Origin of the sequence: Labrys sp. KB_33_2, assembly GCF_052114505.1 — a bacterium.
GTDB lineage: Bacteria > Pseudomonadota > Alphaproteobacteria > Rhizobiales > Labraceae > Labrys.
Genome location: NZ_JBFREW010000015.1, coordinates 121,529 through 147,118, shown reverse-complemented (window position 1 = coordinate 147,118; position 25,590 = coordinate 121,529). Strand labels below are relative to the sequence as shown.

Annotated in this window: 23 protein-coding genes; 14 read left to right on the top strand and 9 right to left on the bottom strand. The window is 63.5% G+C overall.

The genetic code is table 11. The annotated features are described in order from the left end of the window. Positions 1-26 precede the first annotated feature (26 nt). On the bottom strand, positions 27-776 hold the full coding sequence (gene map, locus AB4037_RS25260) for a type I methionyl aminopeptidase (protein WP_441773370.1): 750 nt from the start codon (positions 774-776) through the stop codon (positions 27-29). A gap of 205 nt (positions 777-981) precedes the next feature. Continuing rightward, a complete protein-coding gene (locus AB4037_RS25255; protein ID WP_441773369.1) occupies positions 982-1,875 on the bottom strand; it encodes a transcriptional regulator GcvA in 894 nt (297 codons plus the stop codon). A gap of 107 nt (positions 1,876-1,982) precedes the next feature. On the opposite strand from AB4037_RS25255, the gene AB4037_RS25250 reads away from it, so the two are divergent. From AB4037_RS25250 to AB4037_RS25235, 4 genes are all read left to right on the top strand, one after another. Beyond that, positions 1,983-2,468 carry a VOC family protein gene (locus tag AB4037_RS25250; RefSeq protein WP_441773368.1) on the top strand — a complete coding sequence of 162 codons (486 nt, stop codon included), beginning with the start codon at positions 1,983-1,985 and terminating at the stop codon, positions 2,466-2,468. 36 nt (positions 2,469-2,504) lie between these two features. Next, on the top strand, positions 2,505-3,236 hold the full coding sequence (locus AB4037_RS25245) for an SDR family oxidoreductase (protein ID WP_441773367.1): 732 nt from the start codon (positions 2,505-2,507) through the stop codon (positions 3,234-3,236). Positions 3,237-3,453: 217 nt separating this feature from the next. Continuing rightward, positions 3,454-4,335 carry a 3-hydroxybutyryl-CoA dehydrogenase gene (locus AB4037_RS25240; RefSeq protein WP_149252375.1) on the top strand — a complete coding sequence of 294 codons (882 nt, stop codon included), beginning with the start codon at positions 3,454-3,456 and terminating at the stop codon, positions 4,333-4,335. 363 nt (positions 4,336-4,698) lie between these two features. Continuing rightward, positions 4,699-6,201: a L,D-transpeptidase family protein gene (locus AB4037_RS25235; RefSeq protein WP_441773366.1), complete on the top strand. Its 1,503-nt coding sequence runs from the start codon at positions 4,699-4,701 to the stop codon at positions 6,199-6,201. Positions 6,202-6,286: 85 nt separating this feature from the next. Here AB4037_RS25235 and AB4037_RS25230 read toward each other — a convergent pair whose 3' ends face one another. Further along, a complete protein-coding gene (locus tag AB4037_RS25230) occupies positions 6,287-7,018 on the bottom strand; it encodes a FadR/GntR family transcriptional regulator (protein WP_434959443.1) in 732 nt (243 codons plus the stop codon). A gap of 299 nt (positions 7,019-7,317) precedes the next feature. Between AB4037_RS25230 and AB4037_RS25225 the strand changes: the two genes are divergently transcribed. After that, positions 7,318-8,352: a DUF4424 family protein gene (locus AB4037_RS25225; protein ID WP_441773365.1), complete on the top strand. Its 1,035-nt coding sequence runs from the start codon at positions 7,318-7,320 to the stop codon at positions 8,350-8,352. Positions 8,353-8,478: 126 nt separating this feature from the next. Here the strand turns inward: AB4037_RS25225 and AB4037_RS25220 are convergent, their stop codons facing one another. The 3 genes from AB4037_RS25220 to AB4037_RS25210 form a co-directional block, all read right to left on the bottom strand. Continuing rightward, positions 8,479-9,942 (bottom strand): aldehyde dehydrogenase family protein, encoded by a 1,464-nt coding sequence (locus AB4037_RS25220; protein ID WP_441773364.1) that lies wholly within the window; start codon positions 9,940-9,942, stop codon positions 8,479-8,481. Positions 9,943-10,029: 87 nt separating this feature from the next. After that, positions 10,030-10,989, bottom strand: a complete 960-nt coding sequence (locus AB4037_RS25215) for an amidohydrolase family protein (RefSeq protein WP_434959446.1) — start codon at positions 10,987-10,989, stop codon at positions 10,030-10,032. Between the two features lie 113 nt (positions 10,990-11,102). Continuing rightward, positions 11,103-11,807 carry a cysteine hydrolase family protein gene (locus tag AB4037_RS25210; RefSeq protein WP_441773363.1) on the bottom strand — a complete coding sequence of 235 codons (705 nt, stop codon included), beginning with the start codon at positions 11,805-11,807 and terminating at the stop codon, positions 11,103-11,105. Between the two features lie 287 nt (positions 11,808-12,094). Here AB4037_RS25210 and proB point away from each other — a divergent pair, with 287 nt between their 5' ends. The 6 genes from proB (at position 12,095) to AB4037_RS25180 (ending at position 16,170) form a co-directional block, all read left to right on the top strand. After that, the gene (gene proB / locus AB4037_RS25205; protein WP_434959448.1) at positions 12,095-13,243 is read left to right on the top strand and encodes a glutamate 5-kinase; all 1,149 of its coding nucleotides are present in this window, start codon (positions 12,095-12,097) and stop codon (positions 13,241-13,243) included. Between the two features lie 4 nt (positions 13,244-13,247). Further along, positions 13,248-13,673 carry a VOC family protein gene (locus tag AB4037_RS25200; RefSeq protein ID WP_434959449.1) on the top strand — a complete coding sequence of 142 codons (426 nt, stop codon included), beginning with the start codon at positions 13,248-13,250 and terminating at the stop codon, positions 13,671-13,673. 27 nt (positions 13,674-13,700) lie between these two features. Beyond that, positions 13,701-14,000, top strand: coding sequence for a hypothetical protein (locus AB4037_RS25195; protein ID WP_434959450.1), 300 nt, complete (start codon positions 13,701-13,703; stop codon positions 13,998-14,000). Between the two features lie 53 nt (positions 14,001-14,053). Beyond that, positions 14,054-14,635 (top strand): class I SAM-dependent DNA methyltransferase, encoded by a 582-nt coding sequence (locus AB4037_RS25190; protein ID WP_441773362.1) that lies wholly within the window; start codon positions 14,054-14,056, stop codon positions 14,633-14,635. 67 nt (positions 14,636-14,702) lie between these two features. Beyond that, on the top strand, positions 14,703-15,596 hold the full coding sequence (locus tag AB4037_RS25185) for a helix-turn-helix transcriptional regulator (RefSeq protein WP_434959452.1): 894 nt from the start codon (positions 14,703-14,705) through the stop codon (positions 15,594-15,596). A gap of 34 nt (positions 15,597-15,630) precedes the next feature. Next, a complete protein-coding gene (locus tag AB4037_RS25180; RefSeq protein ID WP_434959453.1) occupies positions 15,631-16,170 on the top strand; it encodes a YbhB/YbcL family Raf kinase inhibitor-like protein in 540 nt (179 codons plus the stop codon). A gap of 21 nt (positions 16,171-16,191) precedes the next feature. On the opposite strand, the gene AB4037_RS25175 is transcribed toward AB4037_RS25180, so the two are convergent. From AB4037_RS25175 to nhaA, 3 genes are all read right to left on the bottom strand, one after another. Beyond that, positions 16,192-17,094, bottom strand: coding sequence for a DMT family transporter (locus tag AB4037_RS25175; RefSeq protein ID WP_441773361.1), 903 nt, complete (start codon positions 17,092-17,094; stop codon positions 16,192-16,194). A 67-nt stretch (positions 17,095-17,161) separates the two neighbouring features. Further along, positions 17,162-18,196: an aspartate-semialdehyde dehydrogenase gene (locus AB4037_RS25170; RefSeq protein WP_441773360.1), complete on the bottom strand. Its 1,035-nt coding sequence runs from the start codon at positions 18,194-18,196 to the stop codon at positions 17,162-17,164. A 101-nt stretch (positions 18,197-18,297) separates the two neighbouring features. Beyond that, positions 18,298-19,461: a Na+/H+ antiporter NhaA gene (gene nhaA / locus AB4037_RS25165; protein WP_441773359.1), complete on the bottom strand. Its 1,164-nt coding sequence runs from the start codon at positions 19,459-19,461 to the stop codon at positions 18,298-18,300. A gap of 392 nt (positions 19,462-19,853) precedes the next feature. On the opposite strand from nhaA, the gene AB4037_RS25160 reads away from it, so the two are divergent. The 3 genes from AB4037_RS25160 (at position 19,854) to AB4037_RS25150 (ending at position 25,333) form a co-directional block, all read left to right on the top strand. After that, positions 19,854-21,398 carry a glucan biosynthesis protein gene (locus AB4037_RS25160; RefSeq protein ID WP_441773358.1) on the top strand — a complete coding sequence of 515 codons (1,545 nt, stop codon included), beginning with the start codon at positions 19,854-19,856 and terminating at the stop codon, positions 21,396-21,398. A gap of 155 nt (positions 21,399-21,553) precedes the next feature. Further along, positions 21,554-22,012: a hypothetical protein gene (locus AB4037_RS25155; RefSeq protein WP_441773357.1), complete on the top strand. Its 459-nt coding sequence runs from the start codon at positions 21,554-21,556 to the stop codon at positions 22,010-22,012. 537 nt (positions 22,013-22,549) lie between these two features. After that, complete coding sequence (locus AB4037_RS25150) at positions 22,550-25,333, top strand: DNA translocase FtsK (RefSeq protein ID WP_441773356.1); 2,784 nt, start codon at positions 22,550-22,552, stop codon at positions 25,331-25,333. Positions 25,334-25,590: the final 257 nt, after the last annotated feature.

Here is a 25,590-nt window from a genome sequence, read left to right as displayed (position 1 = left end):
GCTTGCTCGCGCATGGCGCCGGGGTGTCACGCCGGCAGCGTGAGGACGAGCGGCCCGGTGCGGGTCGCCACCACCGTATGTTCATATTGCACGGTTGGGGCGCGGGGTTCGCTGAACAGTGTCCAGGCATCCTCGCCATCCGCCGCCCATTCCGCGCCCAAAGAGAGGAACGGCTCCACCGTGAACACCAGGCCTTCCTGCATCTTCCGGCGCTCGGAGCGGTCGGGCCAGGTTGCGAGTTCCTTGGGTTCCTCATGCAGGGACCGGCCGACGCCGTGGCTGGCAAGATTGCGCACCAGCGTATAGCGGTTCTTGCGGGCGAATTCGCCGATGGCATTGCCGATATTGGCGAGCGGCAGGCCGGCGCCCACCTGGCGGATACCCGTCCACATCGCCCGCCTGCCGTCCCTGAGGAGACGCTGGGCCGCCTTGGAAACGGGCTCCACCGCAAAGGACGCGCCGGTATCGGCGAAGAAGCCGTCCTTCTCGGCGGAGACATCGATATTGACGAGATCGCCCGGCTCGATCCGGCGATGGCCGGGTATGCCGTGGGCGATCTCCTCGTTCACGCTGATGCAGGTCGCGCCGGGAAAGCCGTAGCAGAGCTCGGGTGCGGAGCGGGCGCCTTCCTGCTCGAGGAGCCTGCGGCCGATCACGTCGAGCTCCGCCGTGGTCATGCCCGGTTCGAGTGCCGCTCCCATCGCCGCCAGCGTATTGGCGACGATGCGGCCGATCTCCTTCAGCTTGAGCAATTCGTCTTCGTTCGAAATCGTCATGATATGCCGTGCGTTCTCAAAGAATTTGAACAAGAGGAAGTGCGGTGGACCGGCGTCCCCGCTTCCCTCCGCCGGAAAGCGAGGGCAGGCAGAGGGCCGTTAGCCTTCCCTATTTCGCCGCTCGCTCCGCGCGCATCGCCGTCCCGAGACTTCTCAGCCGTAAATATTGCACGCAAGGCCTCGGCTGCAAGGGGCGAGGCCTTCATCAATCGGGCGGCGGCGCCATCTCCGCAAAGAGCCAGTCGCGAAAGGCCTTCACCTTGCGCTGGCGGATGGCGTCGGGGGGATAGACGACATAGAAACTGGAGAGGGATCTGAGGGCGTGTGTGAACGGGCGTACCAGGCGTCCGGCGGCGAGATCGGCGGCGACCAGCATGGTTCGGCCGAGCACCACGCCTTCGCCCTGCGCGGCAGACTCGACGGCAAAGGAATAGGAATCGAAGGTGAGGCCGCCATGCGGGTCCACGCCCTCAATCCCGGCGCTGGAAAGCCAGCTTGCCCAATCGATCGGAAAACCGTCATGGATCAGCGTGTGGTGCCTGAGGTCCTCGGGGCGGCGTAGCGGATGCTTCCCCTCCAGCAGTCTCGGGCTGCAGACGGGAAAGACTTCCTCGTCGGTGAGGAATTCCGAAGTGAGCCCCGGATAGGTGCCGCTGCCATAGCGGACGGCAATGTCGATGCCGTCGCCCAGGAAATTGGTGAGCCTGCCGGTGGTCGAAACCCGCACGTCGATATCGCCGTTTGCGCGGTGAAAACGATAGAGGCGCGGCACCAGCCATCGCCCCGCAAAGCCGTCGGAGGTGCTGACGTTCAGGGTCGAGCTCGACTGGTGGGCCGTCGCCGCAGCGGTGGCCATCCCCAATTGGTCGAGCATGTCGCGAACCGCCCGTGCATAGGGTTCACCGACAGCGGTCAGGCGCACCGAACGGCTCGTGCGCTCGAACAGGAGGACGCCGAGCTGGTCCTCGAGATGCTTGATCGCCCGGCTGACGGCTCCATGGGTGACATTGAGCTCTTCCGCCGCCCTGGAGAAACTCAGATGCCGGGCTGCGGCCTCGAAACTCGGCAGGGCATGGAGGGGTGGAAGTTTGCGGGGCATGGCATGTGTGAGTTTTGATCACAGATATATGCCAAGTTTTGGTTTGTGTGTCGATAGTATACTGCTCAAAATGGCTATGATTTGTGATGAATCCTCACGAGGACAACATGGCCACGATCCATCCCTTTCTCTGGTTCAACCTGAACGCTCGAGAGGCCCGGGACTTCTATCTGTCGGTCTTCAAGAATGCCAAGGCGCTTGGGGACACCGAGTTCACCGACTGGGTCGCCGGCACGAACAAGACGGTTCCGCACGCCACCTTCGATTTCGAACTCGAAGGGCTGCACCTGACGGCCCTGAATGCCGGGCGGATGCCCGCCTTCAATGAAAGGCTCTCGCTCTATATCGAGACCTCCGACCAGGCCGAGACCGACTATTACTACAGGGCGCTCACGGCTGATGGCGGCTCCGAGAAGCCCTGCGGCTGGCTGACGGACAAATATGGCGTCTACTGGCAGGTCATTCCCGAGGTCACGCTGCGGCTGATGGCCGATCCCGACCGCGAGAAGGCGGATCGGGTCAGGCAGGCCTTATACAAGATGACCAAGATCGTCGTCGCCGATCTCGAAGCGGCCTATGCCGGCCGGGCTTAACTCATTCCCATGACCGTAGAGAACCGGAGGTTTCCCATGGCAGCGCTCACGGGCCAGAAGATCATCGTCGTCGGCGGCAGTTCCGGCATCGGCCTCGGCGTCGCGAAGGCGTCCCTCGAGAGCGGTGCGGAGGTGTTGATCGTCGGCCGCTCGCCCGGCAGGCTGCAGGCCGCGGAGCGAAGCCTCGATGCAGGCCGGCGCGTGCGAAGCTTTGCCGCTGACATGACAGACGAAGCCGGTCTTGCCCGGCTCTTCCAGCAGGCCGGCGCTTTCGATCACCTGGTGTCGACGGCCGGAACGCCGCCACCGGGCGATCCCATCGGGCGCACCGACATGGAGACGGTGCGGTGTTTCGTCGACAACAAGCTGATCGGCGCCGTCATGCTGGCCAAGCACGCCGTGGCCACCCTGAGGCGGGGCGGTTCCATGACCTTCACCTCCGGAATCAACAAGGACCGGCCGCCGGTTCCCGGCGGCGCGGTCGTTTCGGCGATCGCCGGCTCCTTCGGCTTTTTCGCCCGCGCCCTGGCGCTGGAACTGGCGCCGACACGCGTGAATATCGTCTCGCCCGGCTGGGTGGATACGCCGATGTGGGACGAGATCGTCGGGGAGGCCAAATCGGACTTCTTCGCCGGCATGGCCGGCCGCCTGCCGGTGGGCAGGATCGCGAAGCCCGCTGATATTGCCCCCGCTTATCTCTATTTGATGGAGAGCGCTTTCACGACGGGCGAGACCATCCATATTGATGGCGGGCAGGGCCTGATCTAGACAAAATCACGGTTCCATCGAGCTGCCTTTTTCCCGGCCCCTCGTTTTGTGGTATTCTACCGGCAGTTCGGGCCGCATGGGGAGGCGCTCCTGCTCGCAAGGTGCCAACACCCGAATGCGACCATTTCGACCGACAGGCGTGCATGAAAGCTGCGACTGCGGTCTTCCCACGCGCCGATTGCCTCGATAAGATCGGGCAAATGGCAGGGAACTTGAAATGACGGTGGATATCAGGACGGTTGGGATTGTGGGCGCCGGGCAAATGGGCAGCGGCATCGCGCATGTCGCCGCTCTGGCCGGGTTGAACGTGGTGCTCAACGACGTATCGGAAGATCGGGTCAACAATGGCCTGGCCACCGTCAATGGCAATCTCAAGCGTCAGGTTTCCAAGGGTTTCATCACGCAGGCCCAGAACGACGAGGCACTTTCCCGCATCAAGGCCGAACCCAATGTGGAGGGCCTCGGCGTCTGCGATCTGGTGATCGAAGCAGCCACCGAGAACGAGGCGGTCAAGGTCAAGATCTATGGCGGCGTCTGCCCGCATCTGAAGCCGGAAGCGATCCTCGCCACCAACACGTCGTCGATTTCGATCACGCGGCTGGCGGCGGCCACCGACCGGCCGGAGCGCTTTATCGGCATTCATTTCATGAATCCGGTGCCGGTGATGCAACTGGTCGAGATCATCCGCGGCATCGCCACGGATGACGGCACGTTCGAATCCGCCAAGGCCTTCATCACCAAGCTCGATCGCCAGGTGGCGGTGGCCGAGGACTTCCCGGCCTTCATCGTCAACCGCATCCTGCTGCCGATGATCAACGAGGCGATCTACACGCTCTATGAGGGCGTCGGCACGGTCGAATCCATCGACATGGCGATGCGGCTCGGTGCCAATCATCCGATGGGCCCGCTGCAGCTTGCCGATTTCATCGGCCTCGACACCTGCCTGTCGATCATGCAGGTCCTGCATGAGGGGCTGGCCGATTCCAAATACCGGCCTTGCCCGTTGCTGGTGAAATATGTCGAAGCCGGCTGGCTTGGCCGCAAGGTCAAGCGCGGCTTCTACGATTATCGTGGCGAAAAGCCGGTCGCCACCCGCTGACTGCACGCCCGCATTTCCCAATTCAAAAGAAGGCTGCCTTCTCTCCCAAGGGAGGAAGCAGCCTTTTTTGTCATGGCCAAGGGAATCGGCCAGGGGAATATCGCGGGGAGGAGGCCTTCGATCGGCATATCTTCTTGTTAACTCGATCAGGCTATGAAGACGCTCTGCCCTTTTGAGGCCAAAACTTCGGACTATGGTCGGAGCGCATAGTGCTGATGTGGTTAATCGGACACGCCGTCCGACAATCGTGCGGCAAGACTGTGGCGGCCATACCGCGCGGCCCGGCCGCGTGATAGAGGGCTGCCTATGATCCCTTTTTGTGCCGGACCTTACGTTTCGGCAACCAGCGTGGAAGTTCCTGCTATGAAGCAGCCTACCCCCCTTGTTCTGGCCGCCGTTTCCGTTTTGGCCCTGGTTCTGGCCTCGCCAGTACTGGCACAGGACGCCACCCCGCCCACGGCCGACATTCCGGTTACCGCGCCGGCGGCACCTGCTGCTCCCGAAGCTCCAGTTGTCACTCCCGAGGCACCCCAGCCCGCCAGCCCCGCTCCGGCTCCGGCCGCGCACGCTGCTCCCGAACCGGCAGCTCCCGCACCGGCGACGGCTGCGGCCCCCGATGCTGCCGCTCCCGCGGCTCCGACGGCCCCTGCTGCGGCCGACGCCGCACCCGCGGTGCCCGCCGCCACGCCCGCCAAGCCCAAGGTCGCCAAGAAGCCGGTCCCGGCCGGGCCTTCCTACGCCGCCTCGACTCCGATCAAGATTCCGGCCACGCCCTGGTCCTCGATGCCGACCTTCGATGCCGGCTCGCTTGACCGTCTCAACGGCCTGTCGCAATATTATGCCCAGATTGCCCGCAATGGCGGCTTCCCGGCCGCCCCCCCCGTCGGTCTCTCCGCCGGCGCAACGGGCAGTGCCGTGCAGGCGCTGCGCCAGCGCCTGGTGATGGAGAAGGATCTGCCGGAAACCGAGCGCGACAACCCCAAATGGGACGCTGGGCTCACCGCCGCCGTCAACCGCTTCCAGCAGCGCTACGGCCTGCAGGCCACCGGCAAGATCGACGAGCGCACCCGGGCCCAGATGGCGGTTCCCGTGCAGCACCGCCTGGTCCAGATCGGCCACAACATGGAACGCGTCGGCGCGCGCTTCATCGATTTCAACCGCCGCTATGTGGTGGTGAACATCCCGAGCGCCCAGGTCGAGGCCATCGAGAATGGCGAGGTGGCGCGCCGCTACATCGCCGTGGTCGGCCGCCCGCAGAACCCCTCGCCCGAGGTCGACGCCACCATCAGCGCCATCAATTTCAACCCGACCTGGACCGTGCCGCAATCCATCATCAAGAAGGAAATCGGCCCGCATATGGTGCGCGATCCTTCCTATCTCGCGCGCCAGAGGATGTCGGTGATCGATGGCTCAGGCCGCACCGTCGATCCCAAGTCCATCGATTGGTCGAGCGGCAAGGCCGCCAACTACACTGTCCGGCAGGCCTATGGTGCCGGCAATTCGCTCGGCCAGCTGCGCATCCAGATGCCGAATTCGGATTCGGTCTATATGCATGACACGCCCTCCAAGCGCCTGTTCGGCTCGGTCGATCGCTTCTTCTCGCATGGCTGCGTGCGCGTGCAGGGCGTGAACGATCTCGCCGCCTGGCTGCTCGGCTCGGGCTGGGACGCCAAGCGCGTCGGCCAGGAAATCGCCACCGGAGCCCGCAAGGACCAGGCCATTCCGGACCGCGTACCGGTGCATTGGGTCTACATGACCGCCTATGTCACGCCTGACGGTACCGCCCATTTCCGCCCGGACATCTATAATCTCGACTTCGGCTCGGCCTCGCGCATCGCCGATGCACAGGTGGTCAATCCTTACTGATCGGCCAGGTCACCGGATCAATGAAAAGACGCGACCCGCCTTCTCCTGCAGTGGAGGAGGCGGGTCGCGTCTTTTCCAGACCGTCTTACTTCTTGTCATCCACCGCGGCGCTTTCCGCGTCCATCTCGGAGCGGTCGAGTAGGGCGATCATCGCCTTGCGGGCGCCGTCGGCATCGCTGGCGAGAATAGGTTCGGCCACCGCCCGGTGCATCGGCACCGTATAGGGCAGCAGCACGTTGCCGGCGCGCGAGACCTTGAAGGACACCGCGAGCGAGGCCTCGATTGCCGGCTGGAAGGCGGCCAGCAGCATGTTGTTGGTGGCCTGCATGATGGCGCGGTGGAAGGCGAGGTCCGCGTCGATCGAAAGCTGGATGTCGGTAGCGTTGGCCATCGCCTCGAAGCTTTGGGCGATGGCGACCCGCTGCTCCGGCGAGGCACGCAAAGCGGCGAGGGCCGCCGCCTCCGGCTCGATCATGCGGCGCAGCTCGAACAGGTCCTTGACGAAGCTCTTGGTGGCGCCGCCTGAGGTCTGCCAGACCAGCACGTCGACATCGAGCCGGTTCCAATTGGCGTGGGGCTGCACGATGGTGCCACGGCGCGGGGTGGAGGAGAGCAGGCCCTTGCCGGCCAGGAGCTTGATGGCCTCGCGCAGCGAGGCGCGGGAGACGTCGAGTTCGCGCGAGAGGTCGGCCTCCGTCGGCAGCGCCATGCCAACCGCCCATTCTCCGGCAACGATGCGCTGGCCGATCAGCGCGGCCGCCTGGCTGTGGCGGGTTTGTGTTGCACCGGAGCGAGAGCGGCTTGCGCTGCGTGCCATCGACGACCCCTTGTTTTGTTCGAAACAGACTTTGACCGATTTGTCGGTATCATTATCCGCCGAAGCCCGACGTTTCATGTTCCCCGATCTATTTGTTGCATTCCTCCTACCATACAGCCAAGCCCTAAGATTGCTCCGCTGAGCTTAGCCACAAGATAGAGTCGCAAAGATTAGAAAGACTGTGATCACGATTACCGGGCGTAAACAGTCCGTGGCGCGGTGAGGTGACGTTGTGTCCGGTGTAGTGACGCCTATATGCTCGCCGCGCTTGTTTGATATTATTGCCGAAGGAGTCGACCGTGCCCCGTTTCATTCCGGCCATTGCCGTTCTTGCCGCCCTGCTGGCTTCGCCTGCGCGGGCCGACGACACCATGGCCTCCCTCGATGCGGGCGGGCTGGTGCTCACCAAGACCGACAAGATCGCTCTGGTCTCGGAAGATCTCTACCTCTCGATCAAGGCGGTGAAGATCTCCTATCGCTTCCGCAATCTCACCAATGCCGACTACGAAGCCCTGGTGGCCTTTCCGATGCCGGACATTTCCGGGCAAGGACCGGCCGGCATCACCGACATTCCAGATCCCAGCAGCGACAATTTCCTGAAATTCACCACCAAGGTCGACGGCAAGGCGGTCGACTCCCAGGTGGAGCAGCGCGTCTTCCTGCTGGGATCGGAGGGCAAACCCGAGGTCGAAGTCACCGACAGGCTGAAGGCACTCAAGCTTCCGCTGCTGCCGACCGTGGAAGCGACCGAGAAGGCCATCAACGCCCTCAGCGAAGCCGACCGCAAGGCGCTCGTCGATGCCGGTATCGTCTATCAGGACAGCTACAATGACGACAAGGGCGAACGTCAGGTCTATTATCCGTCCTGGACCCTGCGCTCGAAATTCTGGCGCAAGCAGGTGTTCCCGGCCGGCAAGGACGTGATCGTCCAGCAGGACTACGTGCCCAGCCATGGCGGCGTGTCGTCCCTGGTATTCGGCTCGCCCGATCTCGATGCCGAGCAGCGAAAGTCCTACCAGAAGGATTTCTGCACCGATGCGGCTTTCACCAAGGCGGCGGCAGCGTTGCGCAAGCGCGCCTTGGCCGACGAGGGCAAGACCTTCGCCAGCTATGAGCAATATCTGGCCTATGTCATCACCTCGGGCGGCAACTGGGCCGGCCCGATCGGCGATTTTCGCTTGGTGGTCGACAAGGGCGATCCCAAGACGCTGGTGTCCTTCTGCGGCGAAGGCGTGAAGAAGATCGGCCCGACCACGTTCGAGATGATGGTGAAGAATTACGTGCCCAAGACCGACATCAAGGTGCTGCTCCTGGTGAGCGAAGAGCACAAATGAGGTGATATCGCCAAGCGAGGCGCCGGCTACGATCACCTTACCAAGCTTGACCCTTTCCTCTCTATATGCGGGGAGAGGGTAAAGACAGGGTGTCGCAACCATCGGACCGGGCTCGGGCAGGCCGTTTCAGGCGGTCGTGGCGTAGTTGTAGGCGATTTGCTTGATTTCGGTGAAATCGTCGATAGCGCCGATTCCACCCAGCCGTCCAAGGCCGCTGGCCTTGAAGCCACCTTCCTCGAATTCGACGACATGATTGGCCCAGTTGTTGATCGATACGAGCCCGGCATCGAGCTTGCGCGAAACACGGAACAACCTGTCCGCATTGCTGCTCCAGACGCAGGCGCTCAGGCCGAATTCGGTGTCGTTGGCAAGCTCGATGGCCTCTTCTTCGCTATCGAAAAGCTGGAGCGTCTGCACCGGCCCGAATACTTCCATCTGCACGATCTCGAGCCTGGAATTGGGAACCTCGAGAAGGCAGGGGCGATAGAACGCGCCCTTGGCGAGCGGCCCATCGGCGACGGGGCCGCCTCTCAGGATGACCTTTGCGCCCGCGGCGATCGCCTCCTTGACGATCCTGTCAACGCGTGAAACCGAGGCCTTGTCGATCAACGGGCCCATGTCGCTCGAGGCGCTGGCGGCGGGGCCCAGCCTTACCGCCTCGAGGCTGCGGGCCAGCCTGTCGCGTAGCTGGTCGGCAATGTTGCGCTGGACCAGAATCCGGCTGCCGGTCATGCAGAACTGTCCGGCGAACACCGTCGACGACTTGGTGAGGATGGGCAGGAGCCTGTCGAGATCGACATCGTCGAAGATGAGGTGCGGCGTCTTGCCCCCAAGCTCCAGATTGATCCGCTTCAAGCTCGCCGAAGCCGTCTGGGCGATGGCTCGGCCCGTATGGGTGCTCCCGGTATAGCTGATGGCGCGGACCTTGGCGGATTCCACCAGAAGCTTCGCGCCCGCCGCTCCCGACTCGATGAAGATATTGACGCTGCCTTGGGGAAGGTCCGGTATCGACGCCAGGATGTCAGCCATGAGGGCGGCGGTCTGTGCCGCCTTGTGGGGCATCTTCACGACCGCTGTGCACCCGGCCGCCAAAGCTGGCCCCAGGGCGCGGATGGCGAGATAGGCGGGTGAATTCCACGGGATGATCAGCCCTGCCACGCCGATCGGCTGACGCAGGCTGACGACGCTTCTGCCCGGGCTCGGGTCCAGCGCCCTGCCGAAGCTCTGGGTCGCCAGGCCGGCCACGAAGCGCAGGGCCCGCACGATCAGTTCCGCCTCGAATGTTGCCTCGGCCCTGACCTTGCCGTTTTCCAGGCAGAGGGTGTCGATCACCTCGTCGAGCCGCGCGGCATAGGCATCGGCCAAGTGAGACAAGGCCGCGGCGCGCCGGTTGGGATCGCCTGTCCAGGTCTGGTCGCCAAGTGCTTTTTCCGCAGCCCGGATGGCCGCCTCCGCCTCCTCCAGCCCACCGTCCAGATAGGTGCCGATGACATCGCCCGTTGCCGGGTCGATGCTCTCGGCCTCCGAGCCAGTCGCAACCCACTCGCCGTCAATCCAATGTCGCGCCGGGGTGCGGAAATGTCCGTTCATAATGATTGCTCCAAATGAGGTTCAATATATTTCGAGTGGAAGTGCGGGCGTCGGCGTATCGCCGCACGCCCCGACGAGGGCGCCGCGTCACGATGCCTTTTCGGGGGGCCCGAACTTTGGAAACAGCAGGCGCGCCGAGCCATGCAGGACGGCCTCCCGTTCGGACGGCCCCAGCAGCGGCGAACCAGAGACGCCGGCAAGGCACAGTTCGGCTGCGGCCATGCCCGCCCATGGGAGGTCGGAACCGAACAGCAGTTGCGTAGGCTCCACCAGGGCAAGCAAGGCCGCGAGGGGTTCGGGTGCCGCCGTGAAGGCCGTTTCGTAATAGAAATGGCTGAGATAATGCCGAACCGGATGGGCAAGCTCGATACGGGAATTGCGCTGCCCGATGTCGAGGCGGGAGGAGAGGAAGGGTATCGCCCCGCCGCCATGGGCCAGGATGATGGGAATACCGGGATATCGGTCGAGCGTGCCGCTGTAGATGAGATGCATGACGGCCCGGGTCGTGTTCACCGCAAATTCGAGAATCCAGGGCTGATAGGACAGGGGCGCGTCATAGTCCGGCTTGGTCGGGTGGATGAAGAGCGGAAGCCGCCGGCGTGAAAGTTCGGCAAGGAGCGGCTCGAAGTGCCGGTCGCCTAGATAGAGGTCATCGTAATTGGTCAGGATCGCTACGCCGTCGAGACGGAGTTCGTCGATGGCATAGCGAAGCTCGGCAAGGGCATCGCCGATGGCTGGCAGCGGCAGTACCGCCAAGCCCCGCACGCGCCCGTTCATTTCGGCGACGAGCGAGGCGAGATATTCGTTGGACTGCCGGATGTGTTCTCGCCGGAAGCCTTCATCCCCTATTGCAACGCCGGGCCCGGCAAAGGAGAGCATGCTTGCGGCAATGGCGTGCTCGTCCATTTGCGCCAGCATTATTTCGGGCGTCCACCGCAGGGCCGGGTCGGCGAGCGATTGTCCGCCGAGCTGGGCAACGCCAATCCGCGCCAGATTGGCAAGATACCATTCCGGCAGCGGATGCCGGTGGATGTCGATTATCCGCATCCCTCCGTCGACGGGCAATGGTGCCTGACTCAAAATCCGGGAGCTCGCCATATCGGATGATCCACTCATGTTGCAAAGCAAGGCCGGGAAACCGACCGGGTCTTCAGGCTCGCTCAGCGTGCGCCGCTGAGCTGCCGAAGCAGGTCGGACGACTGCGAAACCCAGCCGAACCGGGTCGCGATCACCTTCTGGGACGCAGCATGAAATTCTTCGCCGAGGGCTTCACCCATGCAATCGGCCAGCAATACGGAGGTATAATCCCTGAAACTTGCATCCCGGAGCGTGGATTCCACGCAGACGCTCGTGGTCGTTCCTGTAAGGAAGAGCGTGTCGACGCCGAGCGCTCTCAATTGTTCGTCGAGGTCAGTGGCATAGAATCCGCTGAAACGGTTCTTGTAGACAATGAGGTCGGTAGGCTCGGGCTTCAATTCGTCCACGACCTTGGTATTCCAGGTGTTGCGGATGTGAATCCTTCCCTTCGATCCGTCCGGGGCAATGATCTCCTTGCCGATATTGAGATCCTTGTTCAGCAGCCAGTTCCTGCTGCGCGGGCCGCCGGCATCGGACAGGTCGGGTAGAAAACCATGGACGAGATAGACGACATGCATTCCGGCGCGCCTGGCTCCGGCCAGCAGCCTTGAGATGGGGGGAATGGTGTCGCGTGCCAGGCCGATGTCATGGCCGGCCAGATCGAACATGCCACCCTTGCTGCAGAAGTCATTCTGCATGTCGACGACGATGACGGCGCTTTTCGTCGGGTCGAAGGAAATCGGCGCCGGTGTTGCGTCGAGATGAACCGTGGAACCGGTAGCGGACATTTGCAGGGTACCTTTTGATGTTTGCCCGCCGCGAGGCGGGTTATCCTGCGGGATATCTAGCTACGGCCCGCGGGAGCGCGGAAGGTCGGCCGGTCGAACACGGTGTTCGCGCAGATAAGACAGTGGTCTGGCTATGCTGCGCACGGGAGAGGGCGTTCCCACGCCTGCCTGTTCGTCCGCTGCATCGTGTTTGCGCTTGTCGAACGGCGATTGCCGCATTAGGCCGTGTTATCAGGCATGGTGGCGTTGCCACCGCGCCTCCCGCCACGCTTCAGCTCCGTCCCGCCATGCCCGAACTCAGTTCCTTCCGTCGCATCGTCGTCAAGATCGGTTCCTCCCTGCTGGTCGATCAGGCCAAGGGGAAGCTGCGCCGCGAATGGCTGGCGTCCCTGGTGGCCGATCTCGCCCGCCACACCGAACGCGGCGCTCAGGTGATCGTGGTCTCCTCGGGCGCCATCGCGCTGGGGCGCACGCTGCTGCAACTGCCGAAAGGGCCGCTCGCGCTGGAATCGAGCCAGGCAGCGGCAGCGGTGGGCCAGGTCGGTCTGGCGCAGGCCTGGGCCGAGACCCTGGGGGCGCAAGGCCTGACAGCAGCCCAGATCCTGGTCACGCTCGGCGATACCGAGGAGCGCAAGCGCTATCTCAACGCTCGCCGCACCATCGACAAGCTCCTGGAGATGCATTGCGTGCCTGTGGTGAACGAGAACGACACCGTCGCCACCACCGAGATCCGCTATGGAGACAATGACAGGCTGGCCGCTCGGGTGGCCACCATGGCGGGGGCAGACTGCCTGGTGCTGCTCTCCGACATCGATGGCCTCTATACCGCGCCGCCACATCTGGACCCCGCCGCCACCCTGATCCCGGTGGTGCAGCGCATCACTGCTGCGATCGAGGGCGTGGCTGGGGATGCCGGCTCCGAGCTCTCGCGCGGGGGCATGCGCACCAAGGTGGAAGCGGCCAAGATCGCCGTGGGCGGCGGCACCACCATGGTGATCGCTTCGGGCAAGGTTGATTCGCCCCTGCTGCGCATCGAGGAAGGCGGGCCCTGCACCTGGTTCCTGACACCCTCCAATCCCGTTACCGCTCGCAAGAAATGGATCGCCGGCCATCTCGAACCGCGCGGCACGCTGCATGTGGATGCCGGCGCCGCCAAGGCGCTGCGGGGCGGCGCAAGCCTGCTGCCGGCCGGGGTGAAGCGGGTGGAAGGCACCTTCTCGCAGGGCGATGCCGTGATCATTCGCGATCCCTCCGGCGCCGAAGTCGGCCGCGGCCTGGTGGCCTACGATATCGGCGAAGCCGCCCAGATCGCCGGCAAGAAGAGCCGCAGCATCGAGGACATCCTCGGCTGGGCCGGCCCGAGCGAGATGATCCATCGCGACGATATGGCGCTGTTCAGCCGCTTTGAGGACCTCAGCACCGTGACGGTGGAGTAGGGCGGTGATCTCGCACACCTTCCTCGGCGTCCGTGATTTCGACACGGCCTTCCGCTTCTACGAGGCGGTGCTCGGGGAACTCGGACTGGTGCTGCGCTTTCGCGAGGACGAACCTCCCAATCAACGCTCCAATCAACGCTCTTGGGCAGGCTGGATCAGGCCGGGCGCCTCGCGCCCGATCTTCCTGATCGGGCGGCCCTTCGATGGGCAGGCGCCGGCGCCTGGTAACGGTCCGATGATCGCGCTGCTGGCTCCCGATCGGCCGGCGGTTGAGCGGGCCTGGCAAGCAGCCCTTAACCATGGCGGCACGAGCGAGGGTGCACCCGGGCTGCGGCCCGAGTATCATGTCCATTATTACGGTGCCTATTTCCGCGATCTCGACGGCAACAAGCTCTGCGTATGCTGCCACGACGCCGTTGTGGAAGAATAGGCCTCTCACCTCGTTCAAGGACAGTTCATGCTCCGTCTCTGCACGCTTTTCGCCCCCCTGGCCATGCTGGGCGCCTGTTCCACGACGCCGCCAAAGGTGGAGACGGTCACGCGCGGGCTGGAGCGGCCTCTCGTGGCCTGCCGCACCCAGCAGCATGTCGGCACGCTGCATGCCTCCGGGGAGAAGTTCCAGCGCGAGTTCGACAACCACATGGCCGATGGCCGTTGCCGCCGCTTCACGGCTGGGCAGAAGGTGCGCGACCGCACCAAGACCAGCTTCGTCGACCCGGGCAACGGCGTGCGCTACTATATCTACCAGGGCGGCTGAGGCTGCCGTCTGCGCCATCAGGCAAAACAATGGGCGGCCCCGCAGACCAGGTCGTGAGCCTTTATGAAGCCCATGCCGGCGCCTGGGACGAATTGCGGCGCCGCAATTTTCCCGAAATCGCCTGGCTCGATCGCTTTCTGGCGCTTCTGCCTGCCGAGAGAGCTTCGGTCCTCGATATCGGCTGTGGAGCCGGTGAACCGATCGCCCGCCATTGTATCGAACGGGGGCATCGGGTCACCGGCCTGGATGCCGCTCCGTCCCTGGTCGAACTCTGCAAGGCGCGCTTCCCGGCCCATGATTGGCTGGTTGGGGACATGCGAACATTGGCGCTCGGGCGGACTTTCGACGGCATCATCGCCTGGAACAGCTTTTTCCATCTGCCTCCGGAAGACCAGCGGGGCATGTTCCCGATCTTCCGCCGCCATGCGAATCCGAAGGCGGCGCTGATCTTCACCAGCGGCACCGGGCATGGCGAGGCAATCGGTGCCTTCCAGGGCGCACCGCTCTATCACGGCAGCCTGGACCCGGGAGACTATCGCGGGCTGCTGGAGACCAATGGCTTTGATATCGTCTCACATATGGTGGAGGATCCCGATTGCGGCGGGTCGACAATCTGGTTCGCCCGGCTCGCCTGAACCGGTATTTAGCTTTTGAAGCCATATTCCCGGATGGCCGCCGCTGCTTTGATACGGGGCGAGAAGCGTGAGCAACATCGACACCTCCCAGGACGATCTGGCGCTGGGTCGGACGATCCGTTCGCGGTCCGGCATCGGCAGCGTGGCGGAGGTCGTGCAGCATGCCTCTCTCTTATGCCGCAGGCTCGCCTCCGACGGTCCCGGTCTGGTGCTGGTCGAGAGCGGCCGCAAGATCATCCGCAGCGGTGATGTGGAGCTGACGGCATCCGTCGGCCAGGTGGTGCTCGTGCCGGATGGCTGCGACTTCGACGTGATCAACGAGCCGGCCGCCGATGGCCCCTATCGCGCCCTTGCCCTGAATTTCGCTCCCGGTCTCGCTCGTGAATTCCAGGCCGGCGGCGCACCGCCCCTCCGCAGGATTGAGGTTCTCACTGATTCGCCGGCCGCGTTCCGGCTGGCCTGTGACGTAGCCATCCGGGCCATCGCGGATCGGGATGCCTTGCCTGAGCCGGTGGCCGCTGCCCGTGTCCGCGAGATACTGCTCTGGCTCGACGGCTTCGGCTATCGCTTCGAGCAGCCTGGCGGCGACGATCTCGTGGTGCGTCTGCGCCGGATGCTGGTGGCCGAGCCTGCCCGTTCATGGCGCGCGGCCCCTGTCGCCGCTTCGATCGGCATGAGCGAGCCGAGCCTGCGCCGCCATCTCGCGGAACGAGGCACCAGCTTCACCGACCTGCTCATCGATGTCCGCATGACGGCGGCGCTCTATCTGCTGCAGTCGACAGACCAGCCGGTCACGCAGATTGCCCTCGATGTCGGCTATGAGTCGGCGTCGCGCTTTTCCGTGCGGTTTCGCAATCGCTTTGGTTTTGCGCCTAGTGAGATCAGGGGGCATCATCGCGACTTTGAGCGAAACAGCACGAAATTTGAGCTGGACGGCGCTGCCGCGATCATAGCGGGATGACAGGATGGCTTCCCTGAACGAAGGAAGCTTGATCATGAAACACATCCTGGCCGGCGCCTTGGCGCTGGGACTGGCCGCGACCCAGCCGGCCTCAGCTTTTGAACTGACCAGCACCGACATTGGCGAGGGCGCTACCCTCACCAAGGCACAGGTGTCCAATGTCTTTGGCTGTTCGGGCGGAAACGTCTCGCCCGCCTTGAGCTGGAAGGATCCGCCTGAAGGCACCAAGAGCTATGCGGTGACGCTCTACGATCCCGACGCGCCGACGGGGTCGGGCTGGTGGCACTGGATCGTGTTCGACATCCCGGCCTCGGCGACATCCCTGCAGTCTGGCGCTGGGGATGGCAAGTCGCTGCCGTCGGGCGCCGTGCAGGGGCGCAATGATGCGGGCATGCCCGCCTTCATGGGGGCCTGCCCGCCGCCGGGCCCGGCACATCGTTATGTCCTGACGATCACCGCGCTCAAAGTGGCCAAGCTCGATCTGCCCGCCACTGCCAGTGGCGCCATGATCGGCTTCATGGTCCACGCCAATGCCCTGGCCTCGGCCACGCTCACGGCGACCTATGGGCAGTAGAGGGAGCGAGGCGCGGCCCTCTTATCCCTTGTTGGCTACCGCCACGCCGAGCGCTGCGATGGCGAGGCCGGCGATCTGGAGGGGCGTGAGCGCCTCTGAGAACATGCCCCAGGCCATCAAGGCGGAGACGCCGGGCACGAGGTAGAGCAGGGCCGCGACCTGGGCGACTGCGCCGCGCTTGATCAGTACCATCAGGAGCAGGATGGCGCCGATCGACATGCCGAAGACGGACCAGATCAGGCCCGTCCAGGCGGCGGCGGAGGTCCAGTCGAAATGACCGCTCTCGGTCAGCAGGCTACCGATGACGATCGGCACCATGGCGCCGGCATATTGCACGGCAGTGTTGGTGGCGAGATCGACCCCGCGCCCGCGGCGTTTCTGCCAGATGGTACCGAGCGTGATCGCCACCATGCCGAGGGTGCAGACGGCGAGCGGCAGGAGCGGAATGCCGCCGTCGCCACCAGCCCCGAGCTTGGGAACCAGGGTCAGTCCCGCGCCGACAGCACCGATGACGATGCCGAGCGCGCGCCTGCCCGAGACTTCTTCCCCAAGCAAGGGCTTGGACAGCAGGCCGGTGAGCAGCGGCTGCAGGCCGGCGATGAGGGCCGATATGCCCGAGGGCAAGCCGTGCGACACCGACCAGAACACGCCGCCGAGATAGAGGCCATGGATCAGGAAACCAGCGACGAGGGCATCCAGCCAGGCCCGGCCGCTCTGGGGCCAAGAGGCACCGCTCCACAACGCATAGAGGCCGAGCAGCAAGCCCGCCGCCACGAAGCGCAGACCGAGAAAGGTCAGGGGCTCGGCGTGTGGCGCTACCAGTCGTGCCGTGACGAAGCCTGTCGACCATAGGGGTACGAACAGGGCCGCCAGCACGGAGGAGGGCAAAGCGGGGCGGTGAGCGGCGGAATCGGCGCTGGACATGATCGCTCTCGAAAAAACAAAAGCCGCCGCACGGTTGCCCGAACGGCGGCTTTCAAACCTCAGACCCTCAGGCCGCCTTCTTCTTGGCCCGGAGCAGCTTGCGGTTGATCAGCACCTCGGCGATCTGGATCGTGTTGAGCGCGGCACCCTTGCGCAGATTGTCGGAGACCACCCACATGTCCAGGCCGTTCTCCACCGTGATGTCCTCGCGGATGCGCGAGATATAGGTGGCATCCTCGCCGGAAGCCTCGTAGGGCGTGATGTATCCGCCAGGCTCTCGCTTGTCGATCACCAGGCAGCCCGGCGCCGAACGCAGGATGTCGCGGGCTTCGTCGGCCGTCACCGGCTTCTCGAACTCGATGTTCACGGCTTCCGAATGGGAGATGAACACTGGCACGCGTACGCAGGTCGCGGTCAGCTTGATCTTGGGGTCGAGGATCTTCTTGGTCTCGGCCACCATCTTCCACTCTTCCTTCGTGTACCCGTCCTCCATGAAGACATCGATATGCGGGATCACGTTGAAGGCGATGCGCTTGGGGAACTTCTTGGTTTCGATCGCACCGTTGACATAAATAGCCTTGGTCTGGGCGAAGAGCTCGTCGAGACCCTCCTTGCCCGCGCCGGAGACCGACTGGTAGGTGGCGACGACGACGCGCTTGATACCGAAGCGATCATGCAGGGGCTTCAGCGCCACCACGAGCTGGGCGGTGGAGCAGTTGGGATTGGCGATGATGTTCTTCTTGGTAAAGCCGACGATGGCGTCGGCATTCACTTCCGGAACGATCAGCGGCACATCGGCGTCGTAGCGCCAGGCTGAGGAGTTGTCGATGACGACGCAGCCCTGCGCGCCGATCTTCGGCGACCATTCCTTGGAGACGTCGCCGCCGGCCGACATCAGGGCGATGTCGGTATCGGAGAAGTCATAGGTCGCAAGGTCCCGCGTTTTCAGCGTTTTGTCGCCATACGAAACTTCCGTGCCCAGGCTGCGGCGCGAAGCCAGTGCAACCACCTCATCGGCGGGGAATGCCCGCTCGGCCAGAATGTTCAGCATTTCGCGGCCCACATTGCCTGTGGCGCCCACGACGGCGACCTTGTAACCCACTGTCTTAAGTCCTTCTCCGTGAATTGTCGGATGTACAACCGATCCCATATGGGGACGGCGCGCTGGAATATCATTGTGCGCCGCCGCATGCAATTGAACGTTTAATGTTCCGGCTTGGTCGTTCGCAGCAAGATTGCGCCAAACACGGCCGAGAGGATCGAGCCCAGCAGCACGCCGATCTTGGTTTCGTCGAGCAGGGTGGGCGCATTGGCGTAGGCGAGGCCACCGATGAACAGGCTCATGGTGAAACCGATGCCGCAGAGCAGTGCCACGCCATAGAGATGGCGCCAATTGGCGTTGGCCGGCAGTTCGGCCCAGTTCATCCGGATGGCGAAGGCTGCGAAGAGGAAGACGCCGATCTGCTTGCCGACGAACAGACCGAGCGTGACACCGAGGGTGACCGGATCGGCGAGACTGCCGAGTGACAGGCCGCCGAGGGCGACACCGGCATTGGCGAAGCCGAAGATCGGTACGATCAGATAGGTCACCCAGGGGTGCAATCCGTGCTCGAGTTTGTGCAGCGGGGTGTGGTCGTGTTCATGCCCACCCTTGCGGCGCAGGGGAATGGTGAAGGCCAGGGCCACGCCGGCCAAGGTGGCGTGCACGCCCGACAGATAGGTCAACACCCACAACACGGCGCCGAGCGCAAGATAGGCGGGCAGGAAGGTGACGCCGCGCCGGTTCATGATGGCAAGCACGACCAAGATTGCGAATGCGCCGTTGAGCATCCAGATGTTGAGCGAGGCGGTATAGAACACCGCGATGATCACCACCGCGCCGAGGTCGTCGATGATGGCCAGCGCGGTCAGGAAGATCTTCAGCGAGGCCGGCACGCGCGGGCCGAGCAAAGCGAGCACGCCGAGGGCGAAGGCGATATCGGTGGCGGAGGGGATGGCCCAGCCCTGCAGCGTGCCTTCGGCCCGCCAGTTGATCGCCACGAAGATCAGGGCCGGCACCACCATGCCGCCGATCGCCGCGATGCCCGGCAGGGCCCGGCGCGGCCAGCTCGACAATTGGCCGTCCAGCACTTCGCGTTTGATCTCCAGCCCGACCAGCAGGAAGAACAGCGCCATCAGCCCGTCATTGATCCAGTGCAGCAGGCTGAGGCCGCCGACATAGCGATGGAGCGTGTGGAAATAGGCTTCGCCCAGCGGCGAATTGGCCACGATCAAGGCAAGCGCCGCCACCGCCATCAGGATGATGCCGCCGGCCGCCTCGGTGGCGAGGAAGCTCCTGAGAAAGGATGGGCGGCGGGTCTGAGGCATGAATCAGGGTCCTTACAGTTCGGGAAACCCGTCTCAGGCTGCGCATTTCCCAGGAATCGTCGGAGTATCCTGAAAGGGTAGAAAAAACCCGCCGCAATTGACAGCGTTTTCGGGAGGGTTCGGTGTGACGGTCTTCAGACCGGCATTTGCAAATCGGATATCCCGCACAGGGCGTCCATTGGTGCGCGCGATGCCGGTCCAAAGACCGGCCCACTGCATTTCTATGCCCTATTCGGCGAAGAATGCCTGCGATCCTTAGGGAATAGCACCCCCGCCGCGTCATTTTTGCAACAAAATCCAGCCATTTTGGCAGGGCCCAATTCCTGCAACGTGAAATTGCAGCCGTGACTGTCTTCATCGATGTTTCGGCCTTGAAATGGGAATGCTTTGAAATGGACCTCACCAGACGTGCCACCCTGCAACTGGCCGGAACGGCCTGTGCGAGCCTGGCGAGCGGATGGGGCAGCGCCCTGGCGGCGACGGATGCCTTTGGCCCGGAGACGGTGATCGCCAAGGCGAGGGAGTTGGCGGGCAAGCCCTATGTCGGCCCGGGCGAAGCCCTGCCGGAGAGCTTGAAGGGGCTGAGCTATGACGATTTCCGCCGCATCAATTTTCGCACTGACCGCACCCTGCTGCGGGATGGCGGCTCGAATTTTGGCCTGCAGCTGTTCCATCGCGGCAGCATCTTCAAGCATCAGGCCCGCGTGAATCTGGTGGCCAATGGCGTGATCACGCCCTTGTTCTATTCGCCCGATCTGTTCGATTTCGGCGACAGGGGGCCACCCCAGGGGCTGCCGACCTCGCTGGGCTTTGCGGGCATCCGCCTGCTTTATCCGCTCAATCACAGCGGCAAGATGGATGAACTCGCCGCCTTCCTGGGCGCCAGCTATTTCCGCTTCCTCGGCAAGGGCCAGCATTACGGTCTGTCTGCACGCGGTCTTTCGCTGGGTTCGGGCGGACCGGGGGAAGAATTTCCCGATTTCGTCGAATTCTGGGTCGAGACTCCGGCAGCGGGCCAGGGCAGCATCGCCGTGCATGCCCTGCTGGACGGCCCCTCCGTCACCGGCGCCTATCGCTTCACCTTCGAACCGGGTACCGGCGACGACGTTGCGGTGCAGGCCACGCTCTTCGCACGCAAGGACCTCAAGGAGATGGGCCTGGCGCCGCTGACCTCAATGTTCCTTTATGGCGAGAATACCCTGAATCGCCCGCGGGATTTCCGCCCCGAAGTGCATGATTCCGATGGCCTGGCCATCCAGTCCGAGGGCGGGGAATGGTTGTGGCGCCCGCTGCGCAATCCCACGCGCAATTCCGTCGCCAATTTCTTTTCCAAGGACATCAAGGGCTTCGGCCTGATCCAGCGTGACCGCGCCTTCGGCAACTATCAGGATCTCGAGGCCCTCTACGACAAGCGCCCCGGCTATTGGGTCGAGATGAAGAACCGGCTCGGGCAGGGGCGCGTGGTGCTGGTGGAACTGCATTCGAACGCCGAGACCGACGACAATGTCGTGGCTTCCTGGGTGCCGGACATCCAGCCCAAGGCCGGCAGCGAGACGCAGATTTCCTATGTCATCCATGCCGTCTCGAGCCCGCTGCACCAGGGCGGCCAAGTCTACGCCACGTTCGAGACCCACAATGCCGCCGCCACCACGGTCGGCAAGCCCAACGTCACCCGCTTCCTGATCGATTTCGTCGGCGACCGGCTTGGAGATGTCGCCCTCGACGTCAGCAAGGTCGAACTGGTGATCTGGGGCTCCAGCGGCACGGTGTCGAACCCGGTGGTGGTGGCCAATCCCGCCATCAACGGCGTACGCGCCAGCTTCGATGCCGAGCCGCCGCCCGGCGAAGATATCGACCTGCGCGCCTTCCTGCGTCTGGGCTCGGAGACGCTGACGGAAACCTGGACCTACCGGCTCGATTCGGCGCAGCCAGCGTGAGGGAAATATAACCTACTTCTGCGCGCCGCGTCCTGAAGTGTTGGCGTGCGGATATGGGGAAACTGGCTCAATAGTAAGCTTGTTTTGAGTCTCAATTGACAGCATAGTTATAATTAGGGGTGGCATATATTTCCCTACTAAATGGGAAGAGAAAAATGAAAAGATTTATCCTCAGAGTTGCTCTTGCCTGTATTGTTGGCGTATTGTTTGGCGGGGGTTTCGCACGAGCCGCTGCGACGGCAAATGTTGATGAAGTGACGTCGGAAATTAACGGTTGCGTTAAGGATGCCGATGCCGATTGCGCAGTCAAGGCGATGGCAAAATGGGCTGTTTATTCGAATTCTGGGCAGGCAAAGTTACAATTTGAGAATACTAGAAATAGCTTAAATTTTCTTCTGTCTTCTGGTAAGCCGAATTTCATAAATCTTGTACAACAAGATAAATATGGCGAAGATATTGTCCTGAAAACTTATTATGTAAGTATGCCTATTTTGTACGGAAGTCCTGCTAGTGAGTTTCTGTTTATTAGATATACATTTATGAGAACTTCTGGTGGATGGAAGCTCACCAATGTAGTTTTTAAACAAAGCGGGATCTATCCGCCAAATTTTTAGAATTCACGGGACGGTCGTGGTTGCCTTAGTGTTGGTCAATTCCAACATCAGTGGCGTACGCGCCAGCTTCGATGCCGAGCCACCGCCCTGCGCGCCTTCCTGTGCATAGTCCCGGAGACGCTGACGGAAACCTGGACCTACCGGCTCGATTCGGCGCAGCCTGTGTGATGGAGTGGAGCGCGGACACGCTGCGCGGGTGAAGAAGAGGCGGACAAGATGTCCGCGCTCCGAGGGGCACCAAATTTACGCCGTATAAACCATCCCCGTAACTTCCGGCTCCATTGGGGGAAGGGGAGGCTCATGTCCCGGGTGTGCGGACGTCTCATCCGCCTCTTGGAAACGCTGCACATGGTAGGAAAACGGCACAAAAAGACCGCCGCCCAACCGCGAATAGGCGCTGCCTTGCCATAAACCGGCCCTTAACCCACCTTGCCTAGCGTGAGCCTGGGCTAGTGGTGTTGCGTTCCCGTCAGATTTCCGTGAGGACATCTCGATCCGATCCGGATTGCCGCACCTTGCAACTTTGAGGTTACGGCAATGCGGACCATGCGACGCGGCTTTGCACAAAGCTACGCTCTTCCCGACGAACTGAAGAGCATGCTGACGCGCAGGCTGAACGAACTGCTCGGCATGGCGCTGATCGGCCTGTCGGGTCTGGCCGCGATCGCGCTGGCGACCTGGTCGGTGCAGGATGCCAGCTACAACCATGTCGGCGGCGCCCTGCCGATCCGCAACTGGCTCGGCYTTTCCGGTGCCGTCACCGCCGATTTCCTCACCCAGATGTTCGGCATTGCCTCGATCGCGCTACTGGCGCCGATCGCCTTTCTTGGCTGGCGCTTGTTGGCGCACAAGGCCTTCGATTCCCAGCGCATGCGTCTGATCTGTCTGGTGGGGGGCGTTCTTTTGGCGGCCGGCTTTTTTTCGGGCCTGCCGGTCACCTCGCGCTGGCCGTTGCCCACGGGCCTGGGTGGCGCCGTCGGCGACTGGGTGTTCTATCTGTTCACGCCGCTGTTCTTCGCCGGCAAGTCGGTGATCGGCCAGGCCGTGCTGACGCTGGCGCTCGGCTTGGGGACCTTCTTCACCCTGGCCATCGCCGCCGGCTTCTTCTTCCAATATCGCGAAGAAGAGCGTCCGGCGCCGGAAATGCCGATGCGCATCCGCGGCCAGCCGCGCCGCATGAGCGAGGAGGAGGACGAGGACGACGAGCGTTCCGCCGTGCTCGGTGCCCTGATGCATTGGGGCCTGATGGCCAAGAGCGCGCTCTTCCGCAAGCGCGTCAAGGTCACGCCCAGCCGGATCGACCGCCAGCGTCTGGATCGCAATGGTCGCGAGCCGCCGATGTACCGCCCCGGCGGCATCTCCGACCTTTTCGCGCGTGTGAAGGCCGCGGCCCATCTGATCGCCCGTCCCGTCTCCGCGCAGGCCGAACCCGAGCCCGCGCGCCGCGAGCCGGCCTTTATGCCTCGCACTGCCCCGCGCGCCGATGCCAGGCGCCCGCATGAGGCTGTTTCGCTTGATGGCGAGGAATTGCCCGAGGCGATCGATCAATATTCCGGCAACCAGCCGAACTATCGGCCCTATGACGACGACGACGATCTGCCGCCGTTGCAGCCGCAGCGCCGGCCCCTGATCAGCGCCGAGGAAGCCGCGCGCCGGATCGAGCCCGCGATCACCACGACGCGGGTAGCGCAGCCGAGCGCGGCGGTGAAGCCGGGCAAGCGCCTGATGCGCGAGAGCGAGCCCGACTTTCCTTTCGAGCATCGCTACGAACTGCCGCCGCTATCCCTGCTGAGCGAGCCGCGCAAGCAGAGCGGCGTCGGCGTCTCCCAGGAAGCGTTGGAGCAGAATGCCCGCCTGCTCGAGGGCGTGCTGGAGGATTTCGGCGTACGCGGCGAAATCATCAATGTGCGCCCCGGGCCGGTGGTGACGCTCTATGAGCTCGAGCCCGCCGCCGGCATCAAGGCTGCGCGCGTGATCGGCCTCGCCGACGACATTGCCCGCTCGATGTCGGCGCTGTCGGCCCGCGTCGCCGTGGTGCCTGGCCGCAACGTCATCGGCATCGAGCTGCCCAATTCGAAGCGCGAAATGGTGTATTTCCGTGAGCTTCTGGCCTCGGAAGACTTCGAGAGGTCGAAGTTCAAGCTGGCGCTGGCGCTGGGCAAGACCATCGGCGGCGAGCCGGTGATGGCTCAGCTCGAGAAGATGCCCCATCTGCTGGTGGCCGGCACCACCGGCTCGGGCAAGTCGGTCGCCATCAACACCATGATCCTGTCGCTGCTCTACCGGTTGAAGCCGGAGGAGTGCCGCATGATCATGGTTGATCCCAAGATGCTCGAACTCTCCATCTATGACGGCATCCCCCATCTGCTGGCGCCCGTCGTCACCGACATGAAGAAGGTGGTGCTCGCGCTCAAATGGGCAGTGCGCGAGATGGAAGAGCGCTACAAGAAGATGGCCAAGCTCGGCGTGCGCAACATCGACGGCTATAATCAGCGTGCCGCCGAGGCCAAGGCCAAGGGAGAGACGGTGCTGCGCACGGTGCAGACCGGCTTCGACAAGGAGACGGGCCAGGCCCTTTACGAACAGGAGGAGATGGACCTCTCGCCGGTGCCCTATATCGTCATCATCGTCGACGAAATGGCCGACCTGATGATCCAGGAGGGCAAGAACGTCGAAGGGTCGATCCAGCGTCTGGCCCAGATGGCGCGCGCCGCCGGCATCCATCTGATCATGGCGACGCAGCGCCCGTCGGTCGACGTCATCACCGGCACGATCAAGGCCAACTTCCCCACCCGCATCTCCTTCCAGCTCGCCAGCAAGATCGACAGCCGCACCATCATAAGCGAGCAGGGCGCCGAGCAGCTCCTCGGCCAGGGCGACATGCTGCACATGGCCGGCGGTGGGCGTATCTCGCGCGTGCACGGCCCCTTCGTCTCCGACGAGGAGGTGGAGAAGGTAGTCACCCATCTCAAGGCCCAGGGCCGGCCTGACTATCTCGACTCCGTCACCGCCGACGAGGACGATTCAGGCGACGACGATGCCGCCGACGGTGCCGTGTTCGACAAGACCGCGATGGGTGCCGAAGAGGGCGGCGATCTCTACGACCAGGCGCTCAAGGTGGTGATGCGCGACAAGAAGTGCTCGACCTCCTACATCCAGCGCCGCCTGCAGATCGGCTACAACCGCGCCGCCTCGCTGGTGGAACGCATGGAGAAGGAAGGCATCGTCGGCCCGGCCAACCACGCCGGCAAGCGCGAGATCCTGGTCTACAGCCGTGACGTGCGGAACGGCGAGGAGGAAGCCGGGGAGGAAGAGGAATAGGAAGCCGGTGCACGGGTATCACGGCGACCGGATTGCATGTGGCGAAGCCCGTTCCTCCGATCCGCACCGCAGCGATTCCAGGAACGGGCACGATGCCCGTACACCGGGAGGGATGGCGCGACCAGCCTTATTCGTTTCGGCTGACAGGCCTGGAATCGCAAGCCCACCCCAGAGGAGGCTAGCCACCAGATCGAACGGCGCCCTGTATCCCGGGGAACCTGAGCATGGCGCAATCGCCAAATCCTGCTTGACCTGAG

Excerpts from the sequence above, each read along its gene's own strand:
- AB4037_RS25240 (WP_149252375.1), top strand. The coding sequence starts at position 3,454 with ATGACGGTGGATATCAGGACGGTTGGGATTGTGGGCGCCGGGCAAATG.
- AB4037_RS25175 (WP_441773361.1), bottom strand. The coding sequence starts at position 17,094 with ATGTCCAGCGCCGATTCCGCCGCTCACCGCCCCGCTTTGCCCTCCTCC.
- AB4037_RS25255 (WP_441773369.1), bottom strand. The coding sequence starts at position 1,875 with ATGCCCCGCAAACTTCCACCCCTCCATGCCCTGCCGAGTTTCGAGGCC.
- AB4037_RS25245 (WP_441773367.1), top strand. The coding sequence starts at position 2,505 with ATGGCAGCGCTCACGGGCCAGAAGATCATCGTCGTCGGCGGCAGTTCC.
- AB4037_RS25215 (WP_434959446.1), bottom strand. The coding sequence starts at position 10,989 with ATGCGGATAATCGACATCCACCGGCATCCGCTGCCGGAATGGTATCTT.
- AB4037_RS25180 (WP_434959453.1), top strand. The coding sequence starts at position 15,631 with ATGAAACACATCCTGGCCGGCGCCTTGGCGCTGGGACTGGCCGCGACC.
- proB (WP_434959448.1), top strand. The coding sequence starts at position 12,095 with ATGCCCGAACTCAGTTCCTTCCGTCGCATCGTCGTCAAGATCGGTTCC.
- AB4037_RS25220 (WP_441773364.1), bottom strand. The coding sequence starts at position 9,942 with ATGAACGGACATTTCCGCACCCCGGCGCGACATTGGATTGACGGCGAG.
- AB4037_RS25160 (WP_441773358.1), top strand. The coding sequence starts at position 19,854 with ATGGACCTCACCAGACGTGCCACCCTGCAACTGGCCGGAACGGCCTGT.
- nhaA (WP_441773359.1), bottom strand. The coding sequence starts at position 19,461 with ATGCCTCAGACCCGCCGCCCATCCTTTCTCAGGAGCTTCCTCGCCACC.
- AB4037_RS25210 (WP_441773363.1), bottom strand. The coding sequence starts at position 11,807 with ATGTCCGCTACCGGTTCCACGGTTCATCTCGACGCAACACCGGCGCCG.
- AB4037_RS25230 (WP_434959443.1), bottom strand. The coding sequence starts at position 7,018 with ATGGCACGCAGCGCAAGCCGCTCTCGCTCCGGTGCAACACAAACCCGC.
- AB4037_RS25155 (WP_441773357.1), top strand. The coding sequence starts at position 21,554 with ATGAAAAGATTTATCCTCAGAGTTGCTCTTGCCTGTATTGTTGGCGTA.
- AB4037_RS25235 (WP_441773366.1), top strand. The coding sequence starts at position 4,699 with ATGAAGCAGCCTACCCCCCTTGTTCTGGCCGCCGTTTCCGTTTTGGCC.
- AB4037_RS25250 (WP_441773368.1), top strand. The coding sequence starts at position 1,983 with ATGGCCACGATCCATCCCTTTCTCTGGTTCAACCTGAACGCTCGAGAG.
- AB4037_RS25195 (WP_434959450.1), top strand. The coding sequence starts at position 13,701 with ATGCTCCGTCTCTGCACGCTTTTCGCCCCCCTGGCCATGCTGGGCGCC.
- map (WP_441773370.1), bottom strand. The coding sequence starts at position 776 with ATGACGATTTCGAACGAAGACGAATTGCTCAAGCTGAAGGAGATCGGC.